We start from the raw sequence: 26267 nt of genomic DNA on the forward strand, positions 1-26267 counted from the left end.
CCCAATCACCTTTTATCCGGCATTGTCGCCTTTTGTCACGCTGCAATGCCGAACTTCACATCTTTTTCACCTGTTCGTTCCGGCTATTTTACTCTGCACTCAGTAACTCCACTTTGTGAACCCCAACAAGGAAGACTGAGATGACAGACCCCATGATCAGCACGCCAACCGCGGCAGCTACAGCAACCAATTCGACAACGCCCGGCTTTTTCAGCCAACTCCTCAATACCTTATTAAACCCGGCAGCCGCCATGGCCACTGTGCCACAGCAATCCGGCCGTCACCTGTGGTTGCTGGCTATTCAGCTGCTGCTGACCGCCGCCATCATCTATTGGTTTTATGCCGGTATGAGCCCGGCCTGGCTGGTCGAGCAACAAATTTTACATGCCGGTGAATTAACTCCGGCCGAAACCGAACAAATTCGCGCGGCGATGGCCGGGATGGCCGGCGCTACGCCGTTGATTGGCGCAATTTCTGTTGCCGTCGGCAGTCTGGCTTTTACCGCCATCACCGCCGGTTATCTGCTGCTGACCGGTAAACTGCAAAAAGCGCTGAGTTATGGCCAGTGGTTTGCGTTAGTGGTCTGGAGCCAGCTGCCGACACTGGTCAATATCCTCGGCCTTGCCGTGCTGATGCTGCTCGCCGACAGCCCGGACCAGCCGCTGATGCTGGTGAACTACGCCTCATTGAATCAACTGGTGCTGGATTTACCGGTCGGCCATGCGCTTTTTACCTGGGCTGAAAGCATCAACGTGTTTTTAATCTGGCAACTGTGGATTTTATTTGCTGGTCTGCAAAGCGCGGCGGCTTTCAGTGCCAAGCGTGCGGCTTTAGTGGTGGGCACTCCGGTGCTGCTGATTTTTGGCCTGTGGGCTCTGCTGGCCTGAGGACATTTGCATGACTGAACCGACTGTTTCTCCGTCTGTTTCTGCGACAGCGGCAGCCACGCCTTGGCGCCGCCTGCTGCTCGCTGCGGTGATTTTAGCGACCATTGCCGGTGTCACAGCATACCGCAAACAAACACAGGCGCTGGATGTGCAGGTCAGTCCTGTCACCAAAGGCGATTTGACTGACAGCATTCTGGCGTCCGGCAATCTGGTGTACCGCACCCAAGTGGCGCTGCGCTCGGAATTAATGGCCCGGGTCGATGCAGTCTTTGTGCAGGAAGGCGACAAAGTGGAAGCCGGTCAGCTGCTGCTGCAGCTCGACCCGCAAAGCTACAGCGCCAGTCTGGAGCAAGCCCACGCCCAAACCGCACGAGCGCGCACTGACATTCAGATGGCCAGCACCCGGCTGAAAAATTCTGAACGACAATTAAAACGCCAGCAACAGCTGGCAAACAAAGGCCTGATCCAGCAGGAGTTGCTGGATAACTTGCGCAGTGAACAGCAGTTGGCGTTGTTACAACAACAGGCGGCAGAGCAACAGCTGGCACAAAGTCTGGCGGCAGAAAAACAAGCAGCAGATTTACTCGCTAAAACTGAACTGCGCTCGCCGATTAGTGGCGTCATCGTCGCGGTGGATGTCAAAGCCGGCGAAACCGTGATCCCGGGCAGCGCCCAGATGATGGGCAGCGATCTGATGACCATCGCTGACACCAGCGCTTTACTCGCCGAACTGCGGCTGGACGAAGCTGATGTACACAGTGTATTTGTCGGTCAGCAGGTTAAAGTCTTTGCCGCCGCGGCACCGGACCAGGCGCTTCATGGCAAAGTACAAAACATCAGCAGCAGCGCCCGTCAGCTTGGTCAGAGTCAGGCTTTAGCCTTTAAAGTCAAAGTCTTGCTGGAAAATGCTGAGGAAGCGCTTTATCCGGGCATGAGCTGTCGGGCTGAACTGCAAACCGCAGCACTGTCGCAGGTCTGGTCAGTCCCGGTATCGGCGCTACAAGCTGCACCAGCAACTTCGGCCACAACTGCAGCAGAAAAAAGCACCACTGGCAGCAACAACAGCCGGCAAGTCTGGCTGGTACGCGACGGCCGCGCATATCCGCAGACCGTTGAAGTCGGCCTTGCCACCGACACCGCGCAGCAAATCAGTCAGGGCCTGACTGGCACTGAACAAGTGATCACGGGGCCTGCGCGGATTTTCGCCAGCCTGAAAGATGGCGCCAAAGTGCGGTTTGAAGCGCCAGTTACCGGAGCCAAACCATGATGGCGGCAGCAACTGCACAGCCTGTCACTGAGCCTCCGGTGATTGAGCTGCGCGGCCTCAGTAAACATTATGAAATGGCCGGCGAGACCTTCACTGCGCTGGCGGATATTCAGTTGACGGTGCACCGCAACGATTATGTTGCGCTGATTGGCCCGAGCGGCTCCGGTAAATCCACACTGCTGAATATGCTCGGTTGCCTCGATACGCCGGATCAAGGTGATTATCTGCTTTGTGGTCAACCGGTGGCGAGCCTGGATGAAACCGCGTTGGCACAGGTCAGAAATCAGCAGATTGGATTTATTTTTCAAAGCTTTAACTTATTGCCACGCTTAACCGCATTACAAAACGTGATGCAGCCGCTGCTGTATCGGCTGATGAGTAAACAACAGCGGCTCAGCCGCGCTATGGCGGTACTTGAACGGGTGGGTCTTGCCGACAAAGCCCAGCATCTGCCCAGTCAGCTTTCCGGCGGTCAGCGCCAGCGCGTCGCTATTGCCCGGGCTTTAGTGACAGAGCCGGCAGTGCTGCTTGGCGATGAACCGACCGGCAACCTCGACAGCAAAACCACCGCCAGCATTATGGCGCTGTTTGACGAACTGCATGCGCAAGGGCAGACCATCATTCTGGTGACCCATGAACAGGAGATCGCCGACCATTGCCGTCGCGTGGTGCGCCTTGTCGATGGCCGTATTGTCGCCGACCGGCAACAGCAGCAGGGCCACAGCGCGCTCGCCGTTTAACAGTGCAGGCGGTCTGAAGCAGATAAGGAGTTAAGATGTTAGCTTTCTGGCAAATGTTCAGTCAGTGCGCGCAAAGTGCGGTGTTATCCATCCGGCTGCATTTACTGCGCAGCGGCCTGACCACACTCGGCATTATTATTGGCGTCGCAGCGGTCATCAGCGTGGTTGCCATTATGCAGGGCCTCAGCGCCGGTATTCGCGGTCAGCTCGATGATTTGGGCTCCGACATGACCACTTTGCGCGCTTTTACTACGCCGGATCAGGAACTGCTGGGTTTTCGCAATAAATTAACCGACAGCGACTACGACGCCTTACTGAATAAAATCAATGACTTTGAGCAAATCACTGTGGCGATGCCAGCTTTTAGTATGGGGCTCAGTGTCAGTTATGGCCGCAGCAGCAGCCAAAGCCAGCTGATTGGCGCGGCGCCGAATTACCAGCATGTGATCCGGATTTACCCACAGCTCGGCCGGTTTATTTTGCCGCAGGATGACGAACGCCGCCGTCGGGTGGCGTTTATCGGCCCTTCGCTAATCAATAAGTTACAGTTGCCAGCCAATCCGGTTGGCGAATTTGTGCTGATCTCCGGTGACTGGTTCCGCATTATCGGTGTCGGCGAAAAACGTGGCAGCCTGTTTGGTTTTGATCAGGACAACTACATCATCACGCCGTTTCAGACCGCCAAAGCACTGAATGGCCCGGACCAGTTGCAGGTCGAAATCAGCTATCGCGCCAAAGCCGGTGTCGATGAACAGGCGCTGCAGCAGCAAATCCGCACTGTGCTGCGCGCCAAACGCGGCCTCGCCAGCGACGCGCCGGACCCTTTTGAATTTATCACCGCCGAAAAAATGAAAAGCCAGTTTAATCAGGTGCTGAATTCGGTCACGCTGGTGGCGGCTGGCGTGGTCGGTATCAGTTTACTGGTCGGTGGTATTGGTGTGATGAATATCATGCTGGTGTCGGTGACAGAACGCACCCGCGAAATCGGCATCGTCAAAGCGCTGGGCGCCACGCCGCAAGTGATTTTGTTGCAGTTTTTGTTAGAGGCCGTGCTGCTGAGTTTATTTGGTGGTTTGCTTGGATTATTACTGGGTTATGGCGTGGCGGCTTTGCTTGGCGCGTTAATCCCCAGCCTCAGTGATACTGTGGTGCCGCTGTGGGCGGTGTTGTTGTCGCTTGGCTTTACCACTTTTATCGGCGTGGTATTTGGCCTGATGCCGGCGGTCAAAGCCGCCAGACTTGCACCTATTGATGCGCTGCGGTATGAATAAGCCGTTGAAATTTATCAGAACAGGAGCACAGATGTCCGAACCGGCAACATCCGGCGCAGGCAATAGCCCGGCAAACGGCTGGCGACAACGCCTGCAGCGTTGGTGGCGCATCAGTTTTCAGTGTTCCGCAGCTTATTTGTGGGTCAGCCTTGGCGCTTATCTGGTGTATCTGCTGTTTTATCTGCTGTCGATTGGCGTGATGTTTAAAGTACCTAGCCTGGATTTGTACCTGATGGCTTTGGTGCGCGGCATGCTGGATACCGGACTGATGGTCGTATTTTGCCATTTTCTGCTCCGGCCTTATCTGAAGCTGGAGCTGCTCCCCAGGGGGCGTTATGGCAGTAATCTGCTGGGATTTCTGCTGTATTCACTGCTCCTTGGCCAATTGTTGATGTTGCTGTCACTGAATATTGCCGAGCTCACTCCGATGAAAGAGCTGGATTTACGCGATATGACGATCCAGCAATCGGGCGGTCAGCAAACTCATCTGCAGATTGGCAAAGCCACCTTACAGCTGATTGGCGGTTTTAATCAGGCGGTGATTTTCTGGCTCTGGGCGCTGGCTTATGTGTTCTGGGGCACTTTAGTCAGCAAACGCCAGATGCAAAAACAAATGCATCAGGCCCAGCTGCAGCAGCTGACCAATCAGCTCAATCCGCACTTTTTATTTAATGCGCTGAACAGCATCCGCGCACTGATTTATGAGGATCAGGACAAAGCCGCCGCCACTGTGACGCAGCTGTCCGAACTGTTCCGCTTCCATTTGCAGGCGCATTTAAAGCCGTTATCGACGCTGGCCGACGAATGGCAAATCACTTCACAATATCTGCAGATTGAACAGGTGCGGCTGGAACAACGCCTGCAACTTGACCTGCAGTTTGATGAGCAGCTGTGGCAGCAAAAACTACCGACCTTAAGCCTGCTGACGCTGGTCGAAAATGCGATTAAACACGGCATAGCGCCGCTGCCACAGGGCGGCCGGCTCTGGATCAAAAGCCGCCCGGTCGCCAATGGCTGGCAGCTGATTGTCGGCAACAGTTGTGCTGGCCTTAGCAGCACACACGGCACCCGCACTGGTCTGAAGAATCTGCGCCAGCGCCTGGCGTTATTGCCAGGCCGGCATAGTTTGCATATCGAACCACAGCTGGAGCAATATCAGGTCACTATTGCACTGGAAGCCGGTGAACTGGGGGCCGGTGAACTGCAAGCCGGTGAACCGGAGGCCGCTGAACTGGAAACCGCGCCATTGAGCCAGCCCTCAGAACCTACGGCTCCACCCCACCGCCACTGAAATGGAGTTTCATCATGTGGAAAACCCTGATCGTTGATGACGAGCGCCTGGCGCGCAGCGAACTAAAACGTTTGCTGCAAGCCCATCCGCAGATTGAGATTGTCGCAGAAGCCGACAGTGCCGACAGCGCCCGCGATATTCTGGCTGTACAGCCGGATATCGCTTTGGTATTTCTGGATATTCAGATGCCGGGCACAAGCGGACTCGAACTGGCGGCAGAGCTCAGACCCAACCTGTTTTTTGTGTTCTGCACCGCCTTTGACAGCTATGCGCTGGACGCCTTTGCGCTCAATGCGCTGGATTATCTGGTCAAACCCATAGTGCCGCAGCGGCTGGCGCAAAGCTTGAGCCGCTTGCCGGCAGCAGTTGCAGCCACTGCCAGCGACAACAGCCAGCAAAGCTATTTACCGGATAACCATGGTTTATTACTGAAATTTGGCGAAAACAGCCGCATTGTGCGGTTAAGTGAAATTTGCCGCTTTGAATCGGTTGGTAATCACAGCGCGGTCTACACGCCATACGGCAAAAGTTTTGTGTTAAGTTCGCTGTCGCGCATCGAACAACGGCTCGACCCGCAGCAGTTTTTTAAAGCCAGCCGCGCCGACATTATCCGCATCAGTGCCATCACGGCGTTAGAGCCAGGTCTTGCTGCCGGCAGCATGCTGGCTAGCTTACAGGACGGCCAGCAAATCGACGTTAGCCGGCGTCAGGTGCAACAACTAAAAACCTTGTTTGGTGGGTTTTAATTTAGGCCAACGCTGCGTCCTATCCGAGCTCAGACAGCGCTGTGTTGTTGTGCTGTGTTGTTGCGCTGTCTTGTTGCGGCGAACACTCAGCTGCGATGAACTGCAACCCCCGCTTTAGCTCGGACTCACTGATATTGGCGATGCCAATCACCAAGCCGGCTGCGGTTTCGCCGGCAAATTGATATTTCGACAATAACGCCGGCGCAAAACCTGCTGCGGCCAGCCGCTGCTGCAATGAAGGGCCATCAAAGGACGCTTGCAGCGCGGCCGGGCAACGCAGCACTAAATGTAAACCGGCGTGCAGCGCGTGTAGCTGCCAGTCAGGTAAATACCGGCTGGCCAGCTGTTGCGCCCGTTGTTGTTTCTGCTGATACAGTTTGCGCATTTTGCGCAGGTGCCGGCTGAAATGACCTTCGCTGATAAAATCGGCCAGTGCAGCTTGCGTCAGCAGCGGGATATCGCCATGAATGGCTTGCACTATCGCCGCTGCACGCTGAATTAAACTCGTCGGCGCCACCAGATAACCGAGCCGCAATGCCGGCAACATGGTTTTACTGAAACTGCCGACAAAAATCACGCCTTGTCCGTGCGCCAACCCCTGCAGGCTGGCGACAGGCCGGTGTTTAAACTGAAACTCGCTGTCATAGTCATCTTCCACTACCCAACAGCCTTGTTGCTGCGCCCATTGTAAAATCGCTAAACGTTGTGACAACGGCATGATGCCGCCCATCGGATATTGATGGCCTGGTGTCAGGAACAGCGCTTTGCAATCCTGCCAGGTCGCCAGGTCTTCTGCGACTACACCTTCAGGCCCGGCGGCATTCAGATAACCAATGGTTAAATCCTGCAATTGCAGCGCCTGGCGCAGCCGGCCATAACCCGGTGATTCCATCAGCACTTTGTCACCCCGCGCGGCCACCAGCAGCGCCGCGATATACAGCCCCTGCTGCGCGCCGGCCGTGATCAGAATTTGCTGTTCAGTGCAGTGCACTTGCCTGGACTGCTGCAGATACAAACATAACGCCTGACGCAGTGGCAGATAACCCAGCGGATCCCCGCCAACGCCCAACAGCGGCCGGCTGGCATGGCGCTGCAATAAACGTTGCCAGATCCGGTAAGGGAAAGCGCTGAGATCCGGCACGCCGGGCTCCAGCAAGCCGGTCTTAAAGGGTGTCGCCATCTGCTGCGAAGTGCTGGTGGCAAATGGTTGTGGTGTGATGGCCCTGTCAGGGTTTGCAGCCGGCACGGAGTTGTTTGGTAAACCGTCTGGGCCCACACCACTGCTGGCCTGAAAATAAGCATCAGGCAGTTGTGTAATGACGCAATAACCCCGACCAGGCTGGCCTTGCAGGTAACCTTCCGCCACTAACTGTGCCAATGCAGCGTTAACTGTATTGCGACTGAGCTGCAGCTCACTGGCCAATAGCCGGCTCGATGGCAACAAGGCGCCGCTGGGCCACAGCCCGCTTAACAAGGGTTGTCGCAACGCCTGATAGAGCTGACGCTGCAAACTGCCTTCGCCACTGAGCTGGATACTATCGGGTTCAATCCGCATAACTGGATCCATCACTTTATTAAAACTGGTTCTTTTTATAGAACCAATAGACTCTTAAGCTGCATTTGAACAGCGATTGACCACCACTGCAAGTTTGTATTTCAGGAGTTCTGTATGCATCAAACAACCAACCAAGCTTTTACCACCAACACAGGAGTCGCTCTGAGCATCGACGTGGAGCACTGGCAGCCTGAGCTGCTGGATGAATATCTGGCGCTGTATCACTCATCCGGTATTAAGCGGCCCTTGTCAGACCGCGCCCGCATGGCGCAACTATTCAGCGGCGCCAATCTGACCATCAGCGCCCGGATCGACGGCAAGTTGGTTGGCCTGGCCCGTTGTTTAACCGACAGCGCTTTTGTTTGTTATATCGCCGATTTGCTGGTGGCCGGCGAACTGCAGCATTCAGGCATAGGCCGGATCTTATTGCAGGCCGTTGCTGATCATAGTGGGCCAGAGGTTCAGCAGTTGCTATTAAGTGCGCCGAGTGCCATGGGCTATTACCCCAAAGTGGGTTTTCAAGCCATCAATAATGCTTTTGCCGTGCCACGCAAACAGTAAACCAGCCCCTTCGGCACATCCTCCCGAGGTTGAATATGACTCCGACTTACACGCCCGCGCACTATGCGTCAGATGATCCGCAGCTGATCCGGCAGTTTTTACAACAGCATTATTTTGGTTTGTTGCTGACGACGGATTTACAGCTCAGCGCGATACCGTTTTTGTTTGAATGGGAGCAGCCGACCGGTCTGACCGGCACCGTCTACGGCCATTTAGCAGCACAAAACCCACAACTGCAGGGCCTGCGGGATGGCGATAAAGTGAAACTTGTTGTGCAGGGTCCACATGCTTTTGTCGCAGCTGAGTGTTATCAACAGCAGCCGCAGGTCGCCACCTGGAATTACAGTCTGGTGGAAATCAGCGGCACTGTGCAATTGCTGGATACCCGCCACACACTGGCGTTAGTGCGCCGGCAACAAGCCGCGGCCAACCGGGCCTTGCCGCCACAGGTGCAGGATGAGCTGGTCCGTAAGGTGGGTACTGATCCTGGCGAAACAACTGCCCGCCAGAGCAATCTGGCGTATGAGAAACAGTTGTCCTCTGCCATCACAGGCTTTGCAGTGTCGATTGAATCGCTGCACGCCAAAATGAAGCTGTCGCAGAACAAAACGCCGGCCGCCCGTCAGGATGTGCTGCAATTTCTGCAGCAGTCCGAGCGGCCACAAACCGTTTGGCAATTGATGCAGGCACAGGGGCTGTTCGCTGCTGAGACAACCATAAACAGGCAGAACCAGGCACCCGGTGCCAGCAATGGAGCAGCAATATGATCAAAGACGGCAATCTGGCCATTCGGCATATTACCCGGCAAGACCTGGCGACACTGGTACCGCTGCTGAATGATCTGGATGTGCGCGGTGAGTATTTGCCCGGCGCTATCACCTCACCCAGAACCTATGAGAAAAATTTTGACAGCGACGGCCTTTCCAATGACAGCCATGAAAAACTGCTGATCGTCGATCTGGAGAACAACATCCTTGGCATCATCTGGCATTTTAAGTCGGTGCCGTATTTTAATGCCCGCGAAATCGGCTATACCGTGCTGGCACGCGCGCAGCGCAACAGCGGCATTGCCACCAGAGCCGTGCGTATGCTGAGCCAATATCTGTTTAATACGCAGCTGATCAACCGACTGGAAATTCGGATGAATATTGCCAATCTGGCTTCAGAAAAAGTCGCCATCAACTGTGGTTTTACCCGCGAAGGCGTAGCGCGCGGTGCCAATTTTGTCCGGGGCCAGCATGTGGACATGGCAGTTTATGCGTTGCTGCGCGAGCAAGCGATGACTGCGTAGCACAACAAAACGATGTGATATCAAAGGCGTCGGCCGGCGGTAAAAATCGGTGCAATAAGCCCCTGCAGCCACTTGGTGCAAGCGCTGAAACCTTGGTTTAGCGGTTGTTAGCCGGATGTTTGCAACGAGCGAGTTGCAGATCTCCGTTATATTGTAGGGGTTGGCTGGTCGTCACACGATTGTCCCTACCCGTAATCCACGGAATTCGGGCACCCACAAGGGGTGCCCCTACGGATTTTCAAAGTCTGCAATTGGCACAAAGTATCGGTTTAGCCGCCAACAACCCCCAGCGGCTTGGTTTTCTGCCATAAACCACGGGTGAAATCCGGGAAATCGCGGCTGTTGCCGCGGTCGGCGACGGATGCGACCGACAACGGTAATACTGCGGACCAGGCAGCGCCGTCGTAGACGTCCTGATCCAGTGGTTCAGCGTTACGCAGACAATAAATCAGCCGCCAGCACATCAGGAAATCCATACCGCCATGGCCGCCGTTGCGTTCGGCTTCGCGACCCATACGTTGCCACAGCGGGTGGTCATATTGCTGATACCAGGGCGCCATATCCATATCCCATTCATGGTAACTGCCGCCATGGCCACCGGTTTCCAGCGCGATACGGTTGGGGAAACCGGCAAAAGCGCCGTTGGTGCCCTGGATCAGGTTGTGCCGGCTGTATGGCCGCGGTGTGGTGGTGTCATGCTGCAGCATAATGGTCCGGCCCTGCACCGTTTTGATAATGCTGGTATTAATGTCACCGCAAGTGTATTTGATTTGGTTGCGCGGATGGTCAGCCGGGAATTCACGTTTGGCATAAGCAGCGCGGCCAATCGCCGGCGAGCTGACCGAATTCAGAAAATCAAAGCGGTCGCCGCGGTTAATGCCCATATATTGCGCCACCGGGCCTAAACCATGCGTTGGATATAAATTGCCGTTTTGCCGCGCTTCTTCAAAAGTGCGCCATGAACCGGTTTTGCGTTCGATCTCTTTGATTTGCCAGCGTAATTCGTGGATATAAGCCGCTTCGCCGTGCAGCAGCTCGCCAAACAGGCCCTGACGCACCATATTCAGCACCATCAGTTCGTCGCGGCCGTAACAGACGTTTTCCAGCATCATACAGTTGCGCTGCGTCGCTTCGGCCGTGTCAACCAGATCCCACATCTGCTCCAGTTCCAGCGCCATCGGCACTTCAACAAAAGCATGTTTGCCGGCGAGCAGCGCCGCTTTGGCCATCGGATGGTGCAGCGCCCAAGGCGTAGCAATCACCACGATATCGACATCTTGCCGCGCTAATAACTGATGATAACTGTCCGGGCTGTCACCAAAATACGCCGGCTGCGGCTTGGTCATTTTGTCGAACAAGCCCCGTGCGCGCTGTAGGGTTTCTGGATCTGTGTCACAAATGGCCGTGATGCGGGCGCCTTCAATTTGGCTGAAATGGCTGATATAACCGACACCACGCTCACCGACGCCAATCAAACCAACCCGCACTTCTGCCATCGCCGGCACCACCAGCCCCATCACCGATTTGCCTTTGCTCGTAGGCGCTGCGCCGCCCGCCCGGCTGCCACTTTGCTGGCTACAGGCTGCCGCCACACCCAGTGCCGCAGTGGCCATCGAAGCTTTCATAAAACTGCGCCGGTCAAAATTCGCCATAACTCTCTCCTGTGATGGGGTTTCGCCAGTGTTCGTGCGGGCCGGGGCGCCGTCAGACCTGACTGTTTTTATCAGTTGCTGGCTTTGGTATAACACAAATAAAAACACAATGAAATACTTTCGATTTGTTTCGATACAATTTTGCGACCAATGCAGGGTTAACAGAACCAGCGGCCGCAGCAAGACAAATGGCTGCTATCCATAAGTCATAAATTTATAGCTTTATCGCGAGCGTTAAAAATAAATTTCATTAAATTCAGTCACATAAAAAATAACTAAAAAATTTTTGTCACAGTCGCTGCAGCAGCCGGCACTAGGAGATATCAACAAGACATATCACTCAGATGAAGGAATTGAAGATGTTTAAATGTGCCAACCCCACCACTGCCGTGCGTTTATCGATGATCCCAACCATTTTTATGGCGGTTTTTGCTGCGAACCAATCCGGCCATAGTCATGCTGCCCCGGCACCAAAAGCAGTAACCGCGCCTGTGGCTGCAGTGGCCAGTGCTGCCGCCACAACCAGTTTTAGCGTTGAAGTCATTGGCAATGGCCGGCCGGTGATTTTAATACCGGGACTGATGTCGTCGCCGGCCGTCTGGCAAAGCACTGTGGATGCATTAAAGGCCGACCATCAGCTGCATCTTATTCATCTCGCGGGTTTTGCCGGCAAAGCGGCGCGCACTGGCGTGCAGCCGGACAGCTCGTTGCTCGGTGTGGTGCAGCAGGAATTATTGGCTTATATCGCAGCCAAACAGTTGAAGCAGCCAGTGGTGATTGGTCATAGCCTCGGTGGTTTTCTGGCGTTTGCGCTGGCAAGCAAAGCGCCGGATACCATAGGCCCAATAATCTCAGTCGATGGTTTGCCGTATTTAGCCCCGGTCTTTACCCGCAATCCGGCGACCACGGCGGCGCAGATGCAAACTCAGGCCGCGCAAATCAGTATGCAATATGGTGGCATGACTAAAACTCAGCTGAGCCAGGCCACAGCGCAAGGTTTAATTATTCAGGCAACCCGCCAAAGCGCGCAGCAACAAGTGTTGGCGATGGCGGAAGCATCTGACCCCAAAACAGTCGGTCAAGTGATGGCAGAACTGCTGACCACCGACTTGCGGCCACAAGTCGTCAATATCAAACAGCCGGTGTTGTTATTAGGCGCCAGCGGCGCTTTACCGCCACAGGCACAGGCCGGCGTCAAAGCTTTGTATCAGCAGCAACTGGAAAAATTACCGTTTGCGCAACTCGACATTAACACAAAGGCAAGGCACTTTATTATGCTGGACGACCCGGCCTGGCTGAATCAAAAAATCCGCCGCTTTTTGCAGGAGGCAAAATAACATGGATCACAGCATCGAATTACAGTTAATGCCTGACGTGTTAGCCGCGCAACAAGGCGACATGGCGGCCTATCAGCGCCTGATCAAGCGCTGTGCTCAGATGGTCAGCAGTATTGCGCTCGCCATCGTCAAAGACTTAGACCGCAGCGAAGATGTCGCCCAGCAGGTGTTTATCCATGTCTGGCAGCAACTGCCGCAACTGCGCGAAGCCAGCAGCTTTTTACCCTGGGTGCGGCAAATCACCCGCTATCAGGCCTTTCATGGTCTGCGCGACCAAAAAGCCCGGCGGGAACTGGATGGCGACGATGCAGAAACTGTATTAGCCGAATTCATCGACCCGGACGCCTGCCCGGAGTTGTGGCATGGCCGTGCTGAACAGAGCCAGCTATTACAGCAGTTTCTCGACGCACTGCCGGCCGAGAGCCGTGAAATGTTGTTGCTGTTTTACCGGGAAGAACAATCGAGCAGCCAGGTCGCGGCCTTGCTTGGCATCAGCGAAGCCAATGTGCGGAAAAAACTGCAGCGGGTGCGTGAATCCTTAAAAGAACAATGGCTGAGCCGCTACGGCCAGCTGATTTTGTCGACCGCGCCGGGGCTTGGTTTTTCCGCGGCACTCACTGCAGCACTGGCCACCGCCAGCCCGCCAGCAGCGGCGATGGCAGCCGATCAGCTGGCGCACTCTGTCGCACCGGGCGCGGCTTCAGGACCGCTGAAGTTCTTGGCGCTATTAGGTGGCGCTGCTATCGGCGCTTTGCTGGCGATAGCAGCAGTGTTTTACGGCATGAAACCGGCGATCGACCGCGCCGACAGCGCTGAACTTGCTACGCAACTACGCCAGCTCAGACGCCGCACTATGGCCTGGATGGCGTTGTTTGGCTTGTGCTGGGTGGCGGCCTATGAGCTGACAACAAGCGCCTGGGGGCCCATCGCGTGCATGACGATGCTGACGGTGCTGCTGCTCAGCACTCAGGTCCAGCTCAGTCGCCTGCTGGCGCCACAACAAGCACGGGAACGGTTGGCAGATCCAAAAGCCGCAGCAAAACAACGCCGGCAATGGCTGGGGTGTGCAATAGGCACCGTTGTCGGCATCGGCGCCGGCTGGGCCGGTATGATCGCAGGCTTGATAGCTTCTGGCCGGCTTTAACAGCAGGGTTTGCCTTTTGCACCAATTGACTCACAATGGATAAGCCCCTTTTTCTGCCAAGATCTATTGTGAGTCTGCAATGCATAAATTGAATTTCACCATCGATATCAAAGCGTCACCGGCGCAGGTCTGCCAGCTGATGCTTGACGACCCGACGTACCGGCTCTGGACTGCGCCTTTTCATCCGGGCTCATGTTTTAGCGGCAACTGGCAAACCGGCAGTAAAATGTATTTTATGGCGATTGAAAATGGCCAGCAGCACGGTATGGTCAGCCGGATTGTCGACCACGTCCCCGGGCAACATGTGTTTATTGAGCATTTGGGCATCCTGAAAGATGGCGCTGAAGTACTGAGCGGCGAAGAAGTGGACCCTTGGGCCGGCGCCCGGGAAGATTATTACTTCAGTGCGACCGCAGAAGGCTGTCATCTCAAAGTGCAGATGGACAGTCAGCAGGACTGGGCGGATTTTTTTCAGCAGACCTGGCCAAAAGCGCTGCAACTGCTGAAATCGCTGGCAGAAGGTCAGCCGGCGCGAACTCCCCCCTCTGACCAATAAGCTTTTCCATCCTCAGTCAGATATGGACATGAGACAACACTGCCGGTCCTGACGATTCAGACGTGGATCATCACGAAGCTCTCTGAATGTGCTGGCGAAAATACGCCAGCACATCAGGCCAGAGCCCTTGTGCATCCGCGCGAAAATAGCCCATATGCCCCAACTGTCGGCATCCGTATTCTGCAGGCGATACATCAACACAGCTGAAGGCGCTGCTTCGGTAATGCTGAATAAAAGCGTCTCTGGAGCGTGGTGGCGCCCATTTATCATCGATGGCGCTGACCGCTTTTATTGGGGTGTTGACGGTGGCAAATTGTTGTTTCAGTTCGGGAAAAGCACTGTCGTCAAAGAAATAATGCCGGAAAGTACACCAGCGTTTCCATTGTTGGTAGACGCCAAGCGGCAGGTCCTCGCCCATGCCTAACGCACTCCAGCCGAGGTAACCCTGAGAGCGGGTGAGTACCGGTGCCACCAGGTGCCACATCAACAACACTTTCAGCCGCTCAGCAGCCGGCATCCAGCCATGCCAGCCTGCGCCCAGACCAAAAAAATAAGCCGCACTCAGCAGCTGATGATTGTCGAGTAAACCCAGTGCGTGCCCGCCGTAAGAATGGCCGAGTAAACAGAGCGGCAACTCTTGCTGACTCATCTGCTGCACCACCGCCTGTAAATCCAGCCGTGCCCAGTCGCGATAATCCATGCGAAACCCTTTCAGGCTCGCGGGTGCAGACTGACCAATGCCCCGGTAATCAAAAGTGACCACGGCAAAACCCTCAGTGGCCGCATATTCGGCAAAACGCCGGTAAAAACGCTGCGGCACACCAGTGGCACTGGCAATAATGATGATGGCGCGGGCCTCAGCGGCCGGATAAAAAGTCCCGGCTAACGCATAGCCGTCGGCGGCGCTGAACTGCAATTGCTGAGGCTGGTATTGCTGTTGAATAGACATCAGGGTCTCCTGTGAATGGCACTGGCAACAGCTTAAAGGATGTAGTTAACTACAGGGTCAAGGCTTTTTTATTCACCAATTTAATCATCAATTTAATCATCAATTTAATCACCAATGCAGGTTGCGGCTATGACACCCAACGATGTGGCAAAACGGGCGGAAATTTCAAAAGAAACATTGCGTTATTACGAGAGCATTGGTCTGGTTACGCCAGCGCAGCGGCTTGCTAACGGTTACCGTAGCTATAAACCTTTGGTGCTGGACGAACTGCGTTTTATCAAACTGGCCCAGACCGCTGGTTTTACCTTAAATGAAATCAAACCGGCCATCGCGCATCTACAACATCCAGAGCCGCAGTGCCCGCAATTAATTGCCGCTATCCGCACACAAATTGACCGGGTCGACGAAAAAATCAATGAGCTGCAAGCCGCCAGAGTATTACTGAACCGCTGGCTGGAGAAACTGACTGCATCGCCATAAAACACAAAGCCGGCCTGGTGCCGGCTTTGTTGTCACTGCAACCGCTTACCGAGGTTGACGGAATTCCCGCACCGACAGTTGCTGACGCCAAATCAGCCGCCAGTCACCACCCGGTGGCAACGCACTGCTGTCGCGGCAGAATTGGCCTGCTGTTTCGTTTAACGCCAACACTGTATCTTCGCCGTTTTGCTGATAAATCACACTCAGTGAGGCGTCTTTGCTGGCCGGCCAGCTGACACAAAGCTGATTGGCGCTCTCGTCCAACTGGAACTGACTTTGGTTCAGTTGCTGTTGTTGGCCGGTGCTGCCGGCCAGTGCCGCTGAATTATCCTGCGTCGCAACCATCACCCCATTTTGCCAGATCTCAAAACGCTGAATGCTCATCTGCGGCAGTTCCACACTGAAATGGCGCTCAGCTTGGTCGGTTGGATGGTCTAGCTGCAACAGTTGCAGGTTAAATTCAAACCAGCTGCCCTGCTCGTTTAAGACTCTGATGCTGTAACCGCTCGGCTGCTCGCTGCGCGGGGCACGCGATAACGGCACTAAGGTCCGCACTTGTACATTGCTGCCCTGTAAAGTACCGGCGAAGTATAAAGCACCGCTGACCGTTTGGGCCTGAGCGGCTGCCTGTGCCGGCGTTGGGAATGCCGCCGGTGGGTTCTTTATCACAAACTCTTGCACGGCCGCCACACTGTAATCAGACACATGTTTAGGGCCGCAATACGACATCAGGTCGACATGATCTTCCGGCGACATCCAGCCATTCAACACCAGATCCAGCCCAACAGATCCCATCGTTGTCGCCGGATATGGATAGGCCGGATCCGGTCCGGCCGGGTTACCACAACCGACATGTTGCCGGCCAAAATTGTGCCCCAGTTCATGAGCCAGAATCTCGCCATCGTCACTGTCATAGCCGACTGCAATAGGCGCCCCGATGTAACCTAAACCACCACAGCAATTGTCGCCCATTTCTGGCTTGAAATAGCCGTAGTAATACACACCTTCGCCTTCAATATTCCGCAAATCCGCCAGCTCGGGCAACATTACATAGGCTGAAGATTTCGTGCCGCCCGCTTTGAGTTGATAAGGCGCACGGGCGCGCACTTCAATCTGGCTAAAAGGCCAATAAGTACGGACTGCATTCTTCACTGTATTAACATCAGGTAGTGTCGCTACCTGCTCTCCAAGCTGAAACGGCACAATTCGGATCGCCAGTGGCCGCACCGGCGCAAATTGTGGTGTATAAGTCCGGACCAGTTGGCCTTCCTGTAACACTTTGATTTGCAGACCAGGTTGCATCCAACTGGCCGGAATAACAGCCTGATAAGCGTCGGTCAGACTACGATGCACTTTGCTGACCGGTAGCTTTTTCGGTGCTGCGGCATCCAGCAGTTGGGTCTTGCCATTCAGCTGCAAATCAAGTTGAAATTTCGGTAGAACTGCCGGGCTTTGCGCGGCCGTCACATGTAAACGCAGCAGGCCATCACGCTCTGCCACCAACAGCGGCTTGGCAGAAATGGTGATTTGGCTTAAATCCAGACTCTGTAGCGCCGGTTGCGCCGGAGCGGCACCAACTTCATCCAATTTAACCAGTTTTTCGCCACCGATCCCGTTATCAAACCAGATAGCCGGGCGGAACTGGTCGGCCTGATGGCTGCTGTAGGTCGCGGTGCCGTTTGCAGCACATGCCTGTAGAGTTGAGGCACTTGAACCTGGCAATTGATCGTCCTGATCCAGATACAAAGCGCAATGCACCGGCGCAGTATTGCCACTGATTTGCCAACTGTACTGCAAAGTACGGTCTATCACCTGCGCCTGTATATTCAGGCTGGTACCACCCCAGGTATCGGCGCAGTCCTGACGCTTCCCCTCGCCAACTTGCAGATTGAGCTTATATTTGGTTTGCAAAGCTGCCAGCTGCTCGAGATGGCGGGAATAACCGTTCTGGTCAATACAACCGGAGATGGACAGATAGGCCTGCTGTGCAAATGGCAAAGTGCTCAACACGTCGAGGTCTTGCACCAGGCTACTATTTACCGATAATTTATACAACTGGGTAACCTGACGTAATGGGCTCAAATCGGCAATATCAGTATCAGAAATGACAACGCTCCGCAGAGCGGACAAGTTTTTCAAAACTGAGAGATCCGCTATTTTACTTTGTGTTACATCCAGATGGCGCAGTGGCGCATCAGCCAGTGGGCTGAGATCTGTGGTGGCGCTGAACCAAAGGTAGAAAGTTTGCAGCGGCATGCCTTTGAGCGGCGTCAGGTCTATGGCCGCTTCATTACTCAACGCAAGCTCTGTCAACTGTAAACCTGCCAGCGGCGACAAGTCAGTGACAGGTGCATCAAACAGCCACAAGTTGCGTAAATTTTTCAACTGACCCAAAGGTTGCACACTATTGATTGGGTTGTAGTCCAAATGCAATTCCTGCAACTTTGTCAGATACTGCAACGGCCACAGATCTGTCAGTTTTTGATTCGAAAGGTGAAGGTTAATCAGTCCTGTCGCATGCTGTAATCCCTGAAGATTTTCAATTTTGCCAAAAGGCGTATAGAGACTGGTTAATTGTTTCAGCTGGACTTTAGTGATGTTGCTGCTGTCGTTGACCCCAAGCGCTTTCCTGACTTCCTTATCCAACCCCGTATCCGGGAACACCACAATGGCTGCGTCGTTAAACTTTGCTTCAACAGTACAAGCAGCTGTGACAGGCGCTGTGGTAAACACCGCGCCTTGTAATTTGCCGCCACAACCAGAAGCCGTGGTGATATCAAAACCAGCATCCGGCAGCAGCGTCAGCTGCAGGCTTTCGCCATATTTCACCTGTGGGTTTGTCAGATTCAGCTTACCACCGCTGCTGGTTGTGGTCGTCACCTGAATCACGGCCGGCCCAAATACCGCATCCACTTTACAATCTGCGCTGATGGTGCCGGTACGGTACAGCTCGCCCTGCAACTGGCCGTTACAGCCGCTGGCTGAATTGATAGCAAAACCGCTGTCCGCTTTCAGCGTGACCGTGGTGGTGTTGCCATGCTCCACCTTTTGTGTCGCAGGCGTCACAGTACCACCGGCATTGGCGGCGGCGCTGACGGTATAACTAAGTTTTTTGAAACTGGCGCTGACTTCGCAAGCGCTGGTGACAGTGGCGACGCTAAAAGTCTCGCCATTCAGACTGCCGTTACAACCGACCACCTGATCAATCTGATAACCGGTTTGGGCTTTGACCGTCCATTCGGCTTTATCGCCATAAAACAAACGCTGTTCAGCTGGGGTGATAGTGCCGCCAGTACCGGCTTTGGCTGTGAGCAGGAAGTTCTGTTTTTTGAAACTGGCAGTGACAGTACAAGCAGCATTCACTGCCCCTGTGGTGTATTGACTCCCGCTCAGACTACCTCCGCAACCACTGACGCTGTCAATGTCATTGCCAGTCGCCGGGCTCACAGCGAAAGTAGTAGTCGATCCCTGGCGCACCTGAGTGCTGGCCGGGCTCAGGCTGCCACCGGCACCGGTTTGGGTGGACACCAGATACTGTTGCACTTCTGGTGTGACTGGTGCAGGGCTGTCTCCGCCTCCGCCGCCACAACCACTGAGGCCCGCACATAAACTGAGCGTAAAAATTGTTTGATACCGCATAAGATGCTCCCTGCCCGCCCTTGCTAATTCTGGCTAAATTACCTTTGTATCAGCGGTTGTAGTGAAAAAAAGGCTACACGTTACCTGAATGTAGCCAGATTGCAAATCATCTCACCAATATCGGAAAAGCCCAAAAAGCTACCGAACTCGACTTCACTGTGGTTGTTCCTCCATCTGCTACACTCAACAACATCGATCACAACGATGGCCAGGGAGGCGCGGATGCAACAACGGATGTGGCTGCTGGCTTTGTTCTTTTGCGCCGTCACAGAGGCTGCAACACCACTGCGGGTTGGGCTTGGTGTGTCCGATCAGGTTTTTAAAAACCCGACCGCGCAAAGCGGTTATGAACAGCTGCTGGTCAACGAGCTGATGCAAACCTTACAGCTGCCTCACCAAATCATTAAAGTGCCGCACGCCAGGCTGCGTCAGATGCTGGCTGCCGGCGAGCTGGATCTGGCGGTGCGCCAACAGCAGCCTGGTCTATCCGGCGTTTATCTGACATCCCCTTATACTCAGGTCCGCAATAAAGCTTTTGCGCTGGCTGATTTTCGCGGTCAGCTGCAGTCCACCGCGGATCTTGCCAACTATCGCCTGACCGCCTTCCAAAATGCTACTGCAGTACTTGGGCCCATTTTTGCCGAAGTCACAGCCCGGTCGCCGGAGTACCGTGAACTGACCGACCATACCCAGGCTGTGCTGATGCTGCTCAAAGGCCGCACCCAACTGCTGGTAATGAACGAAAAAACGCTGGAGAACGTGCTGACCGGGCTTGGCAGAACGCGCAATGAACTACGTGAATTTGATCTGTTTGCCGTCACAGAATTCCGGCTGGGCAGCCGCGACGCGGCACTGGCGCATGAACTGGACCAACTGCTGAACCTGTGGCAACAAAACGGCCGGCTGCAGTTGTTGCGCCAGCGCGGTCAGGAGCTGCGCTATGCCAAAAGACCTCAGCCTCAGCCGGCGACTGTGCGCAACGAATAACCCCTGCGCTTAATCCGGCTGCTGATCTAACTGTTGTTTCTGCGCAGCCGCCTGCTGCAACAGCAAGTCCAGCGCTGCACGGTCATAGACTTTGCCCTGATATACCAGCGTTTGCAGCTGACGGCTGGCACTGATATCCAGTAACGGGTTTTGTTTAAGCAATAGCAAATCAGCTTTTTTACCAGTCGCCACAGAACCATAATCGGCCGACTGCTGCATAAAACGCGCACCATTGATGGTGGCAGCGCGCAGGATATCGGCACTTTGCATGCCAGCCTGTTGCCATAACTGCAGCTCGGCGTGCAGCGCCTCGGCCGGATAGACATAGGTATTCAGCGCCGCCGAATCGCTACCCGCCAGCAGTAATACACCGGCCTGTTGCAAGCGCGGTAACTGGGCGGCGATCAACTGTTCTTTGTCTTTGCGTTCCTGCTGCTGCGCTGGTGTTTCACCAGCCATCCGCTCAATACGCCACTGATAATTGGCGGTAAAATCGGTGCTCAGATACTGCAAAAACGCATCATGGCTGTGATCGGTGTCATGCAAATGTGCCAATTGCTGGCCGCCGATTAAAGTTGGCGTGACCGCAACGCCGGCAGCGGCTAAGCGACGATAACCGGCGTCGGCACTGGCCTGATCAAAGCCCTGCCGGTAAAAATCGGCAGCTTGTTTGTTAGTCAGCTGACCGCTGCGTACTTGCGCCGCGATGCTGCTTTCGCCGGCAAAACCAAGCCGTAATAAATACGAGGCGTGTTCAATGCTGCTAAGGCCAGCCTGTGCCAGTTCGTCAATGGCCGTGCCGTATGGCACATGGCTGGACACCAACAGCCCACGTTTGCGCGCTTCACGGATGGTCGCGAGATATAAATCCGGCGCTAAGGTGTTTTCAGTGATCTTAATAAAATCAACCTGTTGCGATTGCAGCAAATCCATGCCGGCCAACATCTGCTGTTCGTTGCCAATTTCGAGGTCACCGTCCCACAGTGAATTAATGCCTTCAAATTTCTGCCCGGCGGTGAAAATCCTTGGGCCCAGCCGCTGCCCGCTGGCCACTTCACTGCGCCAGCGCAGCACAGTCGGCGCCAGGTTACTGGCCGCTTCGCGCACGGCGGTGATGCCATAGGCCAGATAGACCGGCAGCAACAGCGCGTTGTCAGCGACCAAATCGCGGCCTTCAAAGTGCACATGCATATCCCACAACGCTGGTGACAGATACTGGCCCTGCCCGTCCAGCTCCGCCTTGCTTTGCCACCTCGCCGCTTCTGCCTCCGGCACAATGGCCACAATACGGTCTGCTTTAATCAGCACCGTCTGGCCCTGGCGTAACTGCCCGGCTTCGACATCCACCAGCTGAATATTATGAATGCGTAAATCGGCCTGCGGTGCGCTGCCTGCTGACGGGTTGCTGCAACTGCTGAGCAAGCCGCCGAAGGCACAGGCGAGGCTCAGCATTATCAGGCGTTTTGCCGGCCAAACGCGGCGTGACAAGGAGTTTGCAACAGGGAACATGGCACAGATACCGAATTTTTAATGATGCCGGCAGCATGCCGAAATCTGTGCAGCAACGCCAGTGCAATGGTCAGCGCCACATGGGCGTTGGTCGCAGCGGGTTATTCCAGACCCGGTTTTTTCTGCCGCAGGCTTTTGGTGCCACTGCGCTGTTTTTTGCTGTCGAGCCGGCGTTGCTGGCTGCCGTAAGTGGGCTTAGTCGCATGGCGTTTTTTCGGAACTAAGCCAGCGGATTTAATCAGTGCAATCAGTTGCTGCAGCGCGGTTTCGCGGTTCATTTCCTGACTGCGGCTTTGCTGGCATTTGATAATAATTTTGCCGGATGCGGTGATGCGATGATCGGATTTTTGCAGCAATGCGGTTTTGTAATGTGCCGGCAAAGACGACTGCTCAATATCAAACATCAGCTGCATCGCGGTCGAAGTTTTATTGACATGCTGCCCGCCCGGGCCACTGGCGCGAATGGCTTGCCAGTCGATTTCGGCTTCATCGATGGCGATGGTGGCAGTGATTTGCAGCATGTATAGCAGTCCTTAAACGAAGTGGCGCCAGTGTAGCAGGAGTCCACTTTGGAAAGCGTCGGTCAACCTAACTTTCTGGATCAGCAGGTGCTGCCGATTGACAGTTTATAGCCAACGCTGCAGGATAAATGAAAGCGCTTTCCAAATGGATTTTTCATGTCAGTTCTGCTGCCCACCCAGTGCCGCCGTCTGTCCTGCCTCGGCCTTTTGGCTTGTTTGTTGTCAACACCACCGGCTGGCGCTGCAACAACAGTACAGGCCAGCTGCACTGCTTCTACGGCCACTGAATTTGCCATATCAAGAACCGCCTATCAGGAAAAACTGGCCGGCTTCTGGTTAGGGCTCAGCATTGCCAATTGGACCGGGCTGGTCACCGAGATGGATAAAATCGGCGGTGCCGGCCCGGCTGGGCGTTTTTACACCCGCGCCGACTGGGGCAAAGCCGATGAACCCAGCATCTGGGGCCAGGGCGTGCCGAGCGATTTGTCGCCGACCATCAACTGGGTGCTGCGCAGCCCCGCGCAGGTCTGGGGTTCGGACGATGACAGCGACATTGAATACATCTACCTGCAACTGATGCTGCAAAGCCCCAATCCGCTACTGACTGGCGCCCAGATCCGCGCCGGCTGGCTGGCTTATATCTACCGCGATGACAACACACCGCACCGCACCAAAGACGGCAAACCGGAGAATTTCCTTTGGGTGTCCAATCAGCAAGCCTTTGATTTAATGCAGCAAGGCATGCTGCCACCCTTTACCGGCATGCCGCCGCAAAACCCGCATTTCGATATGATTGATGCCCAGCTCACCACTGAACTCTTTGGTGCTTTGGCACCGGGCCGGCCCGATATTGCGCAGCAGCTGGCGTATTTACCCATTCGTACCACCGCAAACGGTGAAGCGGCTGATATCGCGCAGTTTTATGTTGAACTCCATGCCCGCGCCGCACTGCTGAGCGCTGATGTGGTGCAGGATAACGCCAAACTGCGACAGGCGCTGCTCAGCATCGCCGCACAGGCACGCCAGACGCTGCCGGCCAATCAATATCCGGCCAAAATGTATGACTTTGTGCTGGCGCAGTTTCAGGCCGGCGTGCCATGGGAAACGGCGCGCGACGCGTTGTACCGGCGTTACCAGCTGGAGCAGCAAGACGGCTATGAGATCAGCGCAAAGCAGCTGTATTGCAATGGCTGTTTTGCCGCCGGGATTAACTTCGCCGCCAGCCTGCTCAGTTATTTTTATGGCGCCGGCGACATGCAGGACACGCTGAAAATCGCTGTGTTGGCCGGCTGGGATTCCGACAATCCGGCCGCAACCTGGGGTGGGCTTTATGGCCTGATGCTGGGCGCAGATAATGTCGAGCAGCAGTTTGGCCAGAAACTATCGCGACGTTTTGATATTCACCGTACCCGCAAAGGCTTTGCCAACAATGGCCAGACTGATTTCGCCACTATGGCGGCGCAGGGCATCGCCGTGACCGACAAAGTGGTCAGTCAGCTGATGCGGGGTAAACGCAGTGCCGATGGCCAGTGTTGGCTGATCCCGGCAGCTCCCCTGCTGACGCCTGCCAAAATCGGCGGCTAAGTCCACCGCTTAAAGCTGCAACCGGCTCGCCAGAAAATCGATAAAACAGCGGATCCGCGGCGCCACCGCCTGCTGCTGGTAATACACCGCATGCACCTGCTCACGCGGGTGCGGGCTTTGCACAGCGCCTGGCAGCACCTGCTGCAAAACACCACTTTGCAGGTCTTTGGCAATCATAAACTGCGACAATAACGTTATGCCGTGCCCGGCCAGACAAAGTTGGCGCAGCGTTTCGCCGGAACTGGCGCTGATGCTGGGCGTGATCTGCAGCTCCCCCGTTGTCAAAGGCCATTGATTAAGCCGGGCGTTATCAGCAAAACCGAGCAAAGCATGCGCCGGTAGATCCGCTACTTGCTGCGGCACACCCCGTCGCGCCAGATATTGCGGGCTCGCCACCAGATGCAGTTTGCTGCGCCCAAGCAGACGGGCATGCAGATTCGAATCGGTCAGCGCACCGATGCGAATCGCCACATCGGTTCTTTTTTCTATCAAATCAATCATGTTTTCGCTGCTCATCAGCTGCAGCTCTATCTGCGGATACAAGGTGCGAAATTCACCGAGCAGCGGCACCAGCTGGTGCAGCATAAAAGGGCTCGCTGCATCCACCCGCAGCCGGCCCGCCGGCGTGTCGGCAAAACGTATTTGTGCTTCCGCCTCTGCCAGCAGTGCCAGACCGGGCCGCACCTGCGCCACAAACCTGTGACCTTCTTCGGTCGGTAACACTCTTCTTGTCGTGCGGCTGAATAAACTGCAGCCCAGCTGCTGCTCCAGCGCCTGCACCGCCCGCGACACTTTGGCGACCTGACAGTCCAGCGCTTTGGCCGCCGCCGAAAAACTGCCGGTGTCATACACCGCCAACAGCATTTCGAGTTGTTCTGTTTGCGATATTATTGCCATTTTTGAGAAAGTCATTTGTGATTAATGCTATTTTTCACAATAGTAGCGCTTGCGACAATCTCCGCGCAATCCATTGAGGAGCTACACAGGAGAATTGTTATGCCACTTGCGTTATGGGCGCTGACGTTAAGCGCTTTTGCTATCGGCACCACCGAATTTGTCATTGTCGGACTGGTGCCCACCATCGCCCATGATCTGGGTGTGTCTCTACCTTCAGCTGGCCTGCTGGTCAGCCTGTACGCGCTGGGCGTTGCCATCGGTGCGCCGCTGCTGACGGCACTGACCGGCCGCTGGCCACGGAAACCGCTGTTGCTGGCGCTGATGACGTTATTTATTGCCGGCAATCTGCTGGCGTATTTAGCGCCGGGCTACAGCTCGCTGATTACAGCACGGGTATTGACTGGTCTCGCCCATGGCGTGTTTTTCTCTATCGGTTCGACTATTGCCACCAGCCTGGTCAGTAAAGACAAAGAAGGCAGTGCTATTGCGCTGATGTTCAGCGGTCTGACCGTGGCGTTGGTGACAGGCGTGCCGCTCGGTACCTGGATTGGCCAGTTTTTTGGCTGGCGTATGACCTTTCTGGCCGTGGCAGCGCTTGGCCTTATCGCCCTGCTCGGCAGCCTGATATTAGTGCCGCGCCGGTTAAAACAAGGTCAGCCGGCTTCTTTGTTGCAGCAGTTAAAAGTGCTGACCGAACCGCGTTTGTTGCTGGTGTTTGCGATGACTGCGGTGGGTTATGGCGGCACTTTTATTGCCTTTACCTACCTTGCCCCTATCCTGCAACAAGTCAGCGGTTTTGCCCCCGGCGCGGTCGGCCTCATTATGCTGGTGTACGGCGTGTCGGTCGCCGCCGGCAATATTTGGGGTGGCAAACTGGCCGACCGGCATGGCCCGGTTAAAGCACTCAGCCTGATTTTTGCCGCGCTGGCGCTGGTGCTGGCGCTGTTCAGTCTGACTGCACCCCATCCGGTGTTAGTGGTGCTGACGGTGTTGTTATGGGGCGCTTTTGCCTTTGGCAATGTACCGGGGCTGCAGCTGTACGTGGTACAGCTGGCTGAAAAATACTGCCCACAGGCTGTCGATGTCGCAGCAGGCCTGAATATCGCCGCGTTTAATGTCGGTATTGCGTTCGGCGCCTGGCTTGGCGGGCTGGTGGTCAGCCAGCAGGCACTGACCGATACCGGCTGGATTGGTGCGCTGATTGTGCTGGTTGCGCTGGCCCTGACCCGCTGGTCCGGCGTGCTCGACAAACGCGAACAGCACAGGCACGAGCAACACAAAGGTGCACAAACCACCTGCTGATCTCTGCCGCTTCACGCCGGCTCCTGACAGGAAGCCGGCGACCCCAAAGTACCCCGCCCCATCTTGGCTAACAATTGGCCGCGGCACCGCGCAATCGGCAT

23 protein-coding genes are annotated in these 26267 nt (G+C 55.2%); 16 read left to right on the forward strand and 7 right to left on the reverse strand.

Annotation, left to right across the window (positions count from 1 at the left end):
- Nucleotides 1-140 precede the first annotated feature (140 nt).
- The 6 genes from ABNT34_RS07235 to ABNT34_RS07260 are packed head-to-tail and all read left to right on the forward strand — an operon-like array spanning nucleotide 141 to nucleotide 6202.
- On the forward strand, nucleotides 141-887 hold the full coding sequence (locus ABNT34_RS07235) for a YIP1 family protein (RefSeq protein ID WP_348730155.1): 747 nt from the start codon (nucleotides 141-143) through the stop codon (nucleotides 885-887).
- Nucleotides 888-897: 10 nt separating this feature from the next.
- Complete coding sequence (locus ABNT34_RS07240) at nucleotides 898-2154, forward strand: efflux RND transporter periplasmic adaptor subunit (protein ID WP_348730156.1); 1257 nt, start codon at nucleotides 898-900, stop codon at nucleotides 2152-2154.
- On the forward strand, nucleotides 2151-2894 hold the full coding sequence (locus tag ABNT34_RS07245) for an ABC transporter ATP-binding protein (RefSeq protein ID WP_348730158.1): 744 nt from the start codon (nucleotides 2151-2153) through the stop codon (nucleotides 2892-2894). The genes ABNT34_RS07240 and ABNT34_RS07245 overlap by 4 nt, the downstream gene beginning before the upstream one ends.
- A 35-nt stretch (nucleotides 2895-2929) precedes the next feature.
- Entirely contained in the window at nucleotides 2930-4165 is a 1236-nt protein-coding gene (locus ABNT34_RS07250) for an ABC transporter permease (protein WP_348730160.1), read from the forward strand.
- A 31-nt stretch (nucleotides 4166-4196) separates the two neighbouring features.
- Nucleotides 4197-5456, forward strand: coding sequence for a histidine kinase (locus ABNT34_RS07255; protein WP_348730162.1), 1260 nt, complete (start codon nucleotides 4197-4199; stop codon nucleotides 5454-5456).
- A 14-nt stretch (nucleotides 5457-5470) separates the two neighbouring features.
- A complete protein-coding gene (locus ABNT34_RS07260) occupies nucleotides 5471-6202 on the forward strand; it encodes a LytTR family DNA-binding domain-containing protein (protein WP_348730164.1) in 732 nt (243 codons plus the stop codon).
- A gap of 19 nt (nucleotides 6203-6221) precedes the next feature.
- Here the strand turns inward: ABNT34_RS07260 and ABNT34_RS07265 are convergent, their stop codons facing one another.
- Complete coding sequence (locus ABNT34_RS07265; protein ID WP_348730166.1) at nucleotides 6222-7757, reverse strand: PLP-dependent aminotransferase family protein; 1536 nt, start codon at nucleotides 7755-7757, stop codon at nucleotides 6222-6224.
- A gap of 114 nt (nucleotides 7758-7871) precedes the next feature.
- On the opposite strand from ABNT34_RS07265, the gene ABNT34_RS07270 reads away from it, so the two are divergent.
- Genes ABNT34_RS07270 through ABNT34_RS07280 form a run of 3 tightly spaced genes read left to right on the forward strand, consistent with a single transcriptional unit; the run spans nucleotide 7872 to nucleotide 9609 of the window.
- Nucleotides 7872-8318: a GNAT family N-acetyltransferase gene (locus ABNT34_RS07270; protein WP_348730168.1), complete on the forward strand. Its 447-nt coding sequence runs from the start codon at nucleotides 7872-7874 to the stop codon at nucleotides 8316-8318.
- A 35-nt stretch (nucleotides 8319-8353) separates the two neighbouring features.
- Nucleotides 8354-9085 (forward strand): FMN-binding negative transcriptional regulator, encoded by a 732-nt coding sequence (locus tag ABNT34_RS07275; protein ID WP_348730170.1) that lies wholly within the window; start codon nucleotides 8354-8356, stop codon nucleotides 9083-9085.
- Nucleotides 9082-9609, forward strand: a complete 528-nt coding sequence (locus ABNT34_RS07280; protein WP_348730172.1) for a GNAT family protein — start codon at nucleotides 9082-9084, stop codon at nucleotides 9607-9609. The genes ABNT34_RS07275 and ABNT34_RS07280 overlap by 4 nt, the downstream gene beginning before the upstream one ends.
- Before the next feature lie 269 nt (nucleotides 9610-9878).
- Here ABNT34_RS07280 and ABNT34_RS07285 read toward each other — a convergent pair whose 3' ends face one another.
- Nucleotides 9879-11261, reverse strand: coding sequence for a Gfo/Idh/MocA family oxidoreductase (locus ABNT34_RS07285; RefSeq protein ID WP_348730174.1), 1383 nt, complete (start codon nucleotides 11259-11261; stop codon nucleotides 9879-9881).
- A gap of 359 nt (nucleotides 11262-11620) precedes the next feature.
- On the opposite strand from ABNT34_RS07285, the gene ABNT34_RS07290 reads away from it, so the two are divergent.
- The 3 genes from ABNT34_RS07290 (at nucleotide 11621) to ABNT34_RS07300 (ending at nucleotide 14298) form a co-directional block, all read left to right on the forward strand.
- A complete protein-coding gene (locus ABNT34_RS07290; RefSeq protein ID WP_348730176.1) occupies nucleotides 11621-12598 on the forward strand; it encodes an alpha/beta hydrolase in 978 nt (325 codons plus the stop codon).
- Between the two features lies 1 nt (nucleotide 12599).
- On the forward strand, nucleotides 12600-13742 hold the full coding sequence (locus tag ABNT34_RS07295) for a sigma-70 family RNA polymerase sigma factor (protein ID WP_348730178.1): 1143 nt from the start codon (nucleotides 12600-12602) through the stop codon (nucleotides 13740-13742).
- Nucleotides 13743-13821: 79 nt separating this feature from the next.
- Complete coding sequence (locus tag ABNT34_RS07300) at nucleotides 13822-14298, forward strand: SRPBCC domain-containing protein (RefSeq protein ID WP_348730180.1); 477 nt, start codon at nucleotides 13822-13824, stop codon at nucleotides 14296-14298.
- A gap of 70 nt (nucleotides 14299-14368) precedes the next feature.
- On the opposite strand, the gene ABNT34_RS07305 is transcribed toward ABNT34_RS07300, so the two are convergent.
- On the reverse strand, nucleotides 14369-15247 hold the full coding sequence (locus ABNT34_RS07305; RefSeq protein ID WP_348730182.1) for an alpha/beta fold hydrolase: 879 nt from the start codon (nucleotides 15245-15247) through the stop codon (nucleotides 14369-14371).
- A gap of 129 nt (nucleotides 15248-15376) precedes the next feature.
- Here ABNT34_RS07305 and ABNT34_RS07310 point away from each other — a divergent pair, with 129 nt between their 5' ends.
- Nucleotides 15377-15727 carry a MerR family DNA-binding protein gene (locus ABNT34_RS07310; RefSeq protein ID WP_348730184.1) on the forward strand — a complete coding sequence of 117 codons (351 nt, stop codon included), beginning with the start codon at nucleotides 15377-15379 and terminating at the stop codon, nucleotides 15725-15727.
- Nucleotides 15728-15772: 45 nt separating this feature from the next.
- Here the strand turns inward: ABNT34_RS07310 and ABNT34_RS07315 are convergent, their stop codons facing one another.
- Nucleotides 15773-19366 (reverse strand): leucine-rich repeat domain-containing protein, encoded by a 3594-nt coding sequence (locus ABNT34_RS07315; protein ID WP_348730186.1) that lies wholly within the window; start codon nucleotides 19364-19366, stop codon nucleotides 15773-15775.
- Nucleotides 19367-19588: 222 nt separating this feature from the next.
- Between ABNT34_RS07315 and ABNT34_RS07320 the strand changes: the two genes are divergently transcribed.
- The gene (locus ABNT34_RS07320) at nucleotides 19589-20353 is read left to right on the forward strand and encodes a transporter substrate-binding domain-containing protein (RefSeq protein ID WP_348730188.1); all 765 of its coding nucleotides are present in this window, start codon (nucleotides 19589-19591) and stop codon (nucleotides 20351-20353) included.
- 9 nt (nucleotides 20354-20362) lie between these two features.
- Here ABNT34_RS07320 and ABNT34_RS07325 read toward each other — a convergent pair whose 3' ends face one another.
- Together ABNT34_RS07325 and arfB are read right to left on the reverse strand one after the other, a co-directional pair.
- Nucleotides 20363-21862 (reverse strand): amidohydrolase family protein, encoded by a 1500-nt coding sequence (locus ABNT34_RS07325; RefSeq protein WP_348730190.1) that lies wholly within the window; start codon nucleotides 21860-21862, stop codon nucleotides 20363-20365.
- 101 nt (nucleotides 21863-21963) lie between these two features.
- On the reverse strand, nucleotides 21964-22383 hold the full coding sequence (arfB, locus tag ABNT34_RS07330) for an alternative ribosome rescue aminoacyl-tRNA hydrolase ArfB (protein WP_348730192.1): 420 nt from the start codon (nucleotides 22381-22383) through the stop codon (nucleotides 21964-21966).
- A 156-nt stretch (nucleotides 22384-22539) separates the two neighbouring features.
- On the opposite strand from arfB, the gene ABNT34_RS07335 reads away from it, so the two are divergent.
- On the forward strand, nucleotides 22540-23967 hold the full coding sequence (locus ABNT34_RS07335; RefSeq protein ID WP_348730194.1) for an ADP-ribosylglycohydrolase family protein: 1428 nt from the start codon (nucleotides 22540-22542) through the stop codon (nucleotides 23965-23967).
- A 9-nt stretch (nucleotides 23968-23976) separates the two neighbouring features.
- Here ABNT34_RS07335 and ABNT34_RS07340 read toward each other — a convergent pair whose 3' ends face one another.
- Nucleotides 23977-24864, reverse strand: a complete 888-nt coding sequence (locus ABNT34_RS07340; protein WP_348730196.1) for a LysR family transcriptional regulator — start codon at nucleotides 24862-24864, stop codon at nucleotides 23977-23979.
- A 99-nt stretch (nucleotides 24865-24963) separates the two neighbouring features.
- Between ABNT34_RS07340 and ABNT34_RS07345 the strand changes: the two genes are divergently transcribed.
- The gene (locus ABNT34_RS07345) at nucleotides 24964-26166 is read left to right on the forward strand and encodes an MFS transporter (RefSeq protein WP_348730198.1); all 1203 of its coding nucleotides are present in this window, start codon (nucleotides 24964-24966) and stop codon (nucleotides 26164-26166) included.
- Nucleotides 26167-26267: the final 101 nt, after the last annotated feature.

The organism is Rheinheimera texasensis (assembly GCF_964031785.1).
Classification (GTDB): domain Bacteria; phylum Pseudomonadota; class Gammaproteobacteria; order Enterobacterales; family Alteromonadaceae; genus Pararheinheimera; species Pararheinheimera texasensis_A.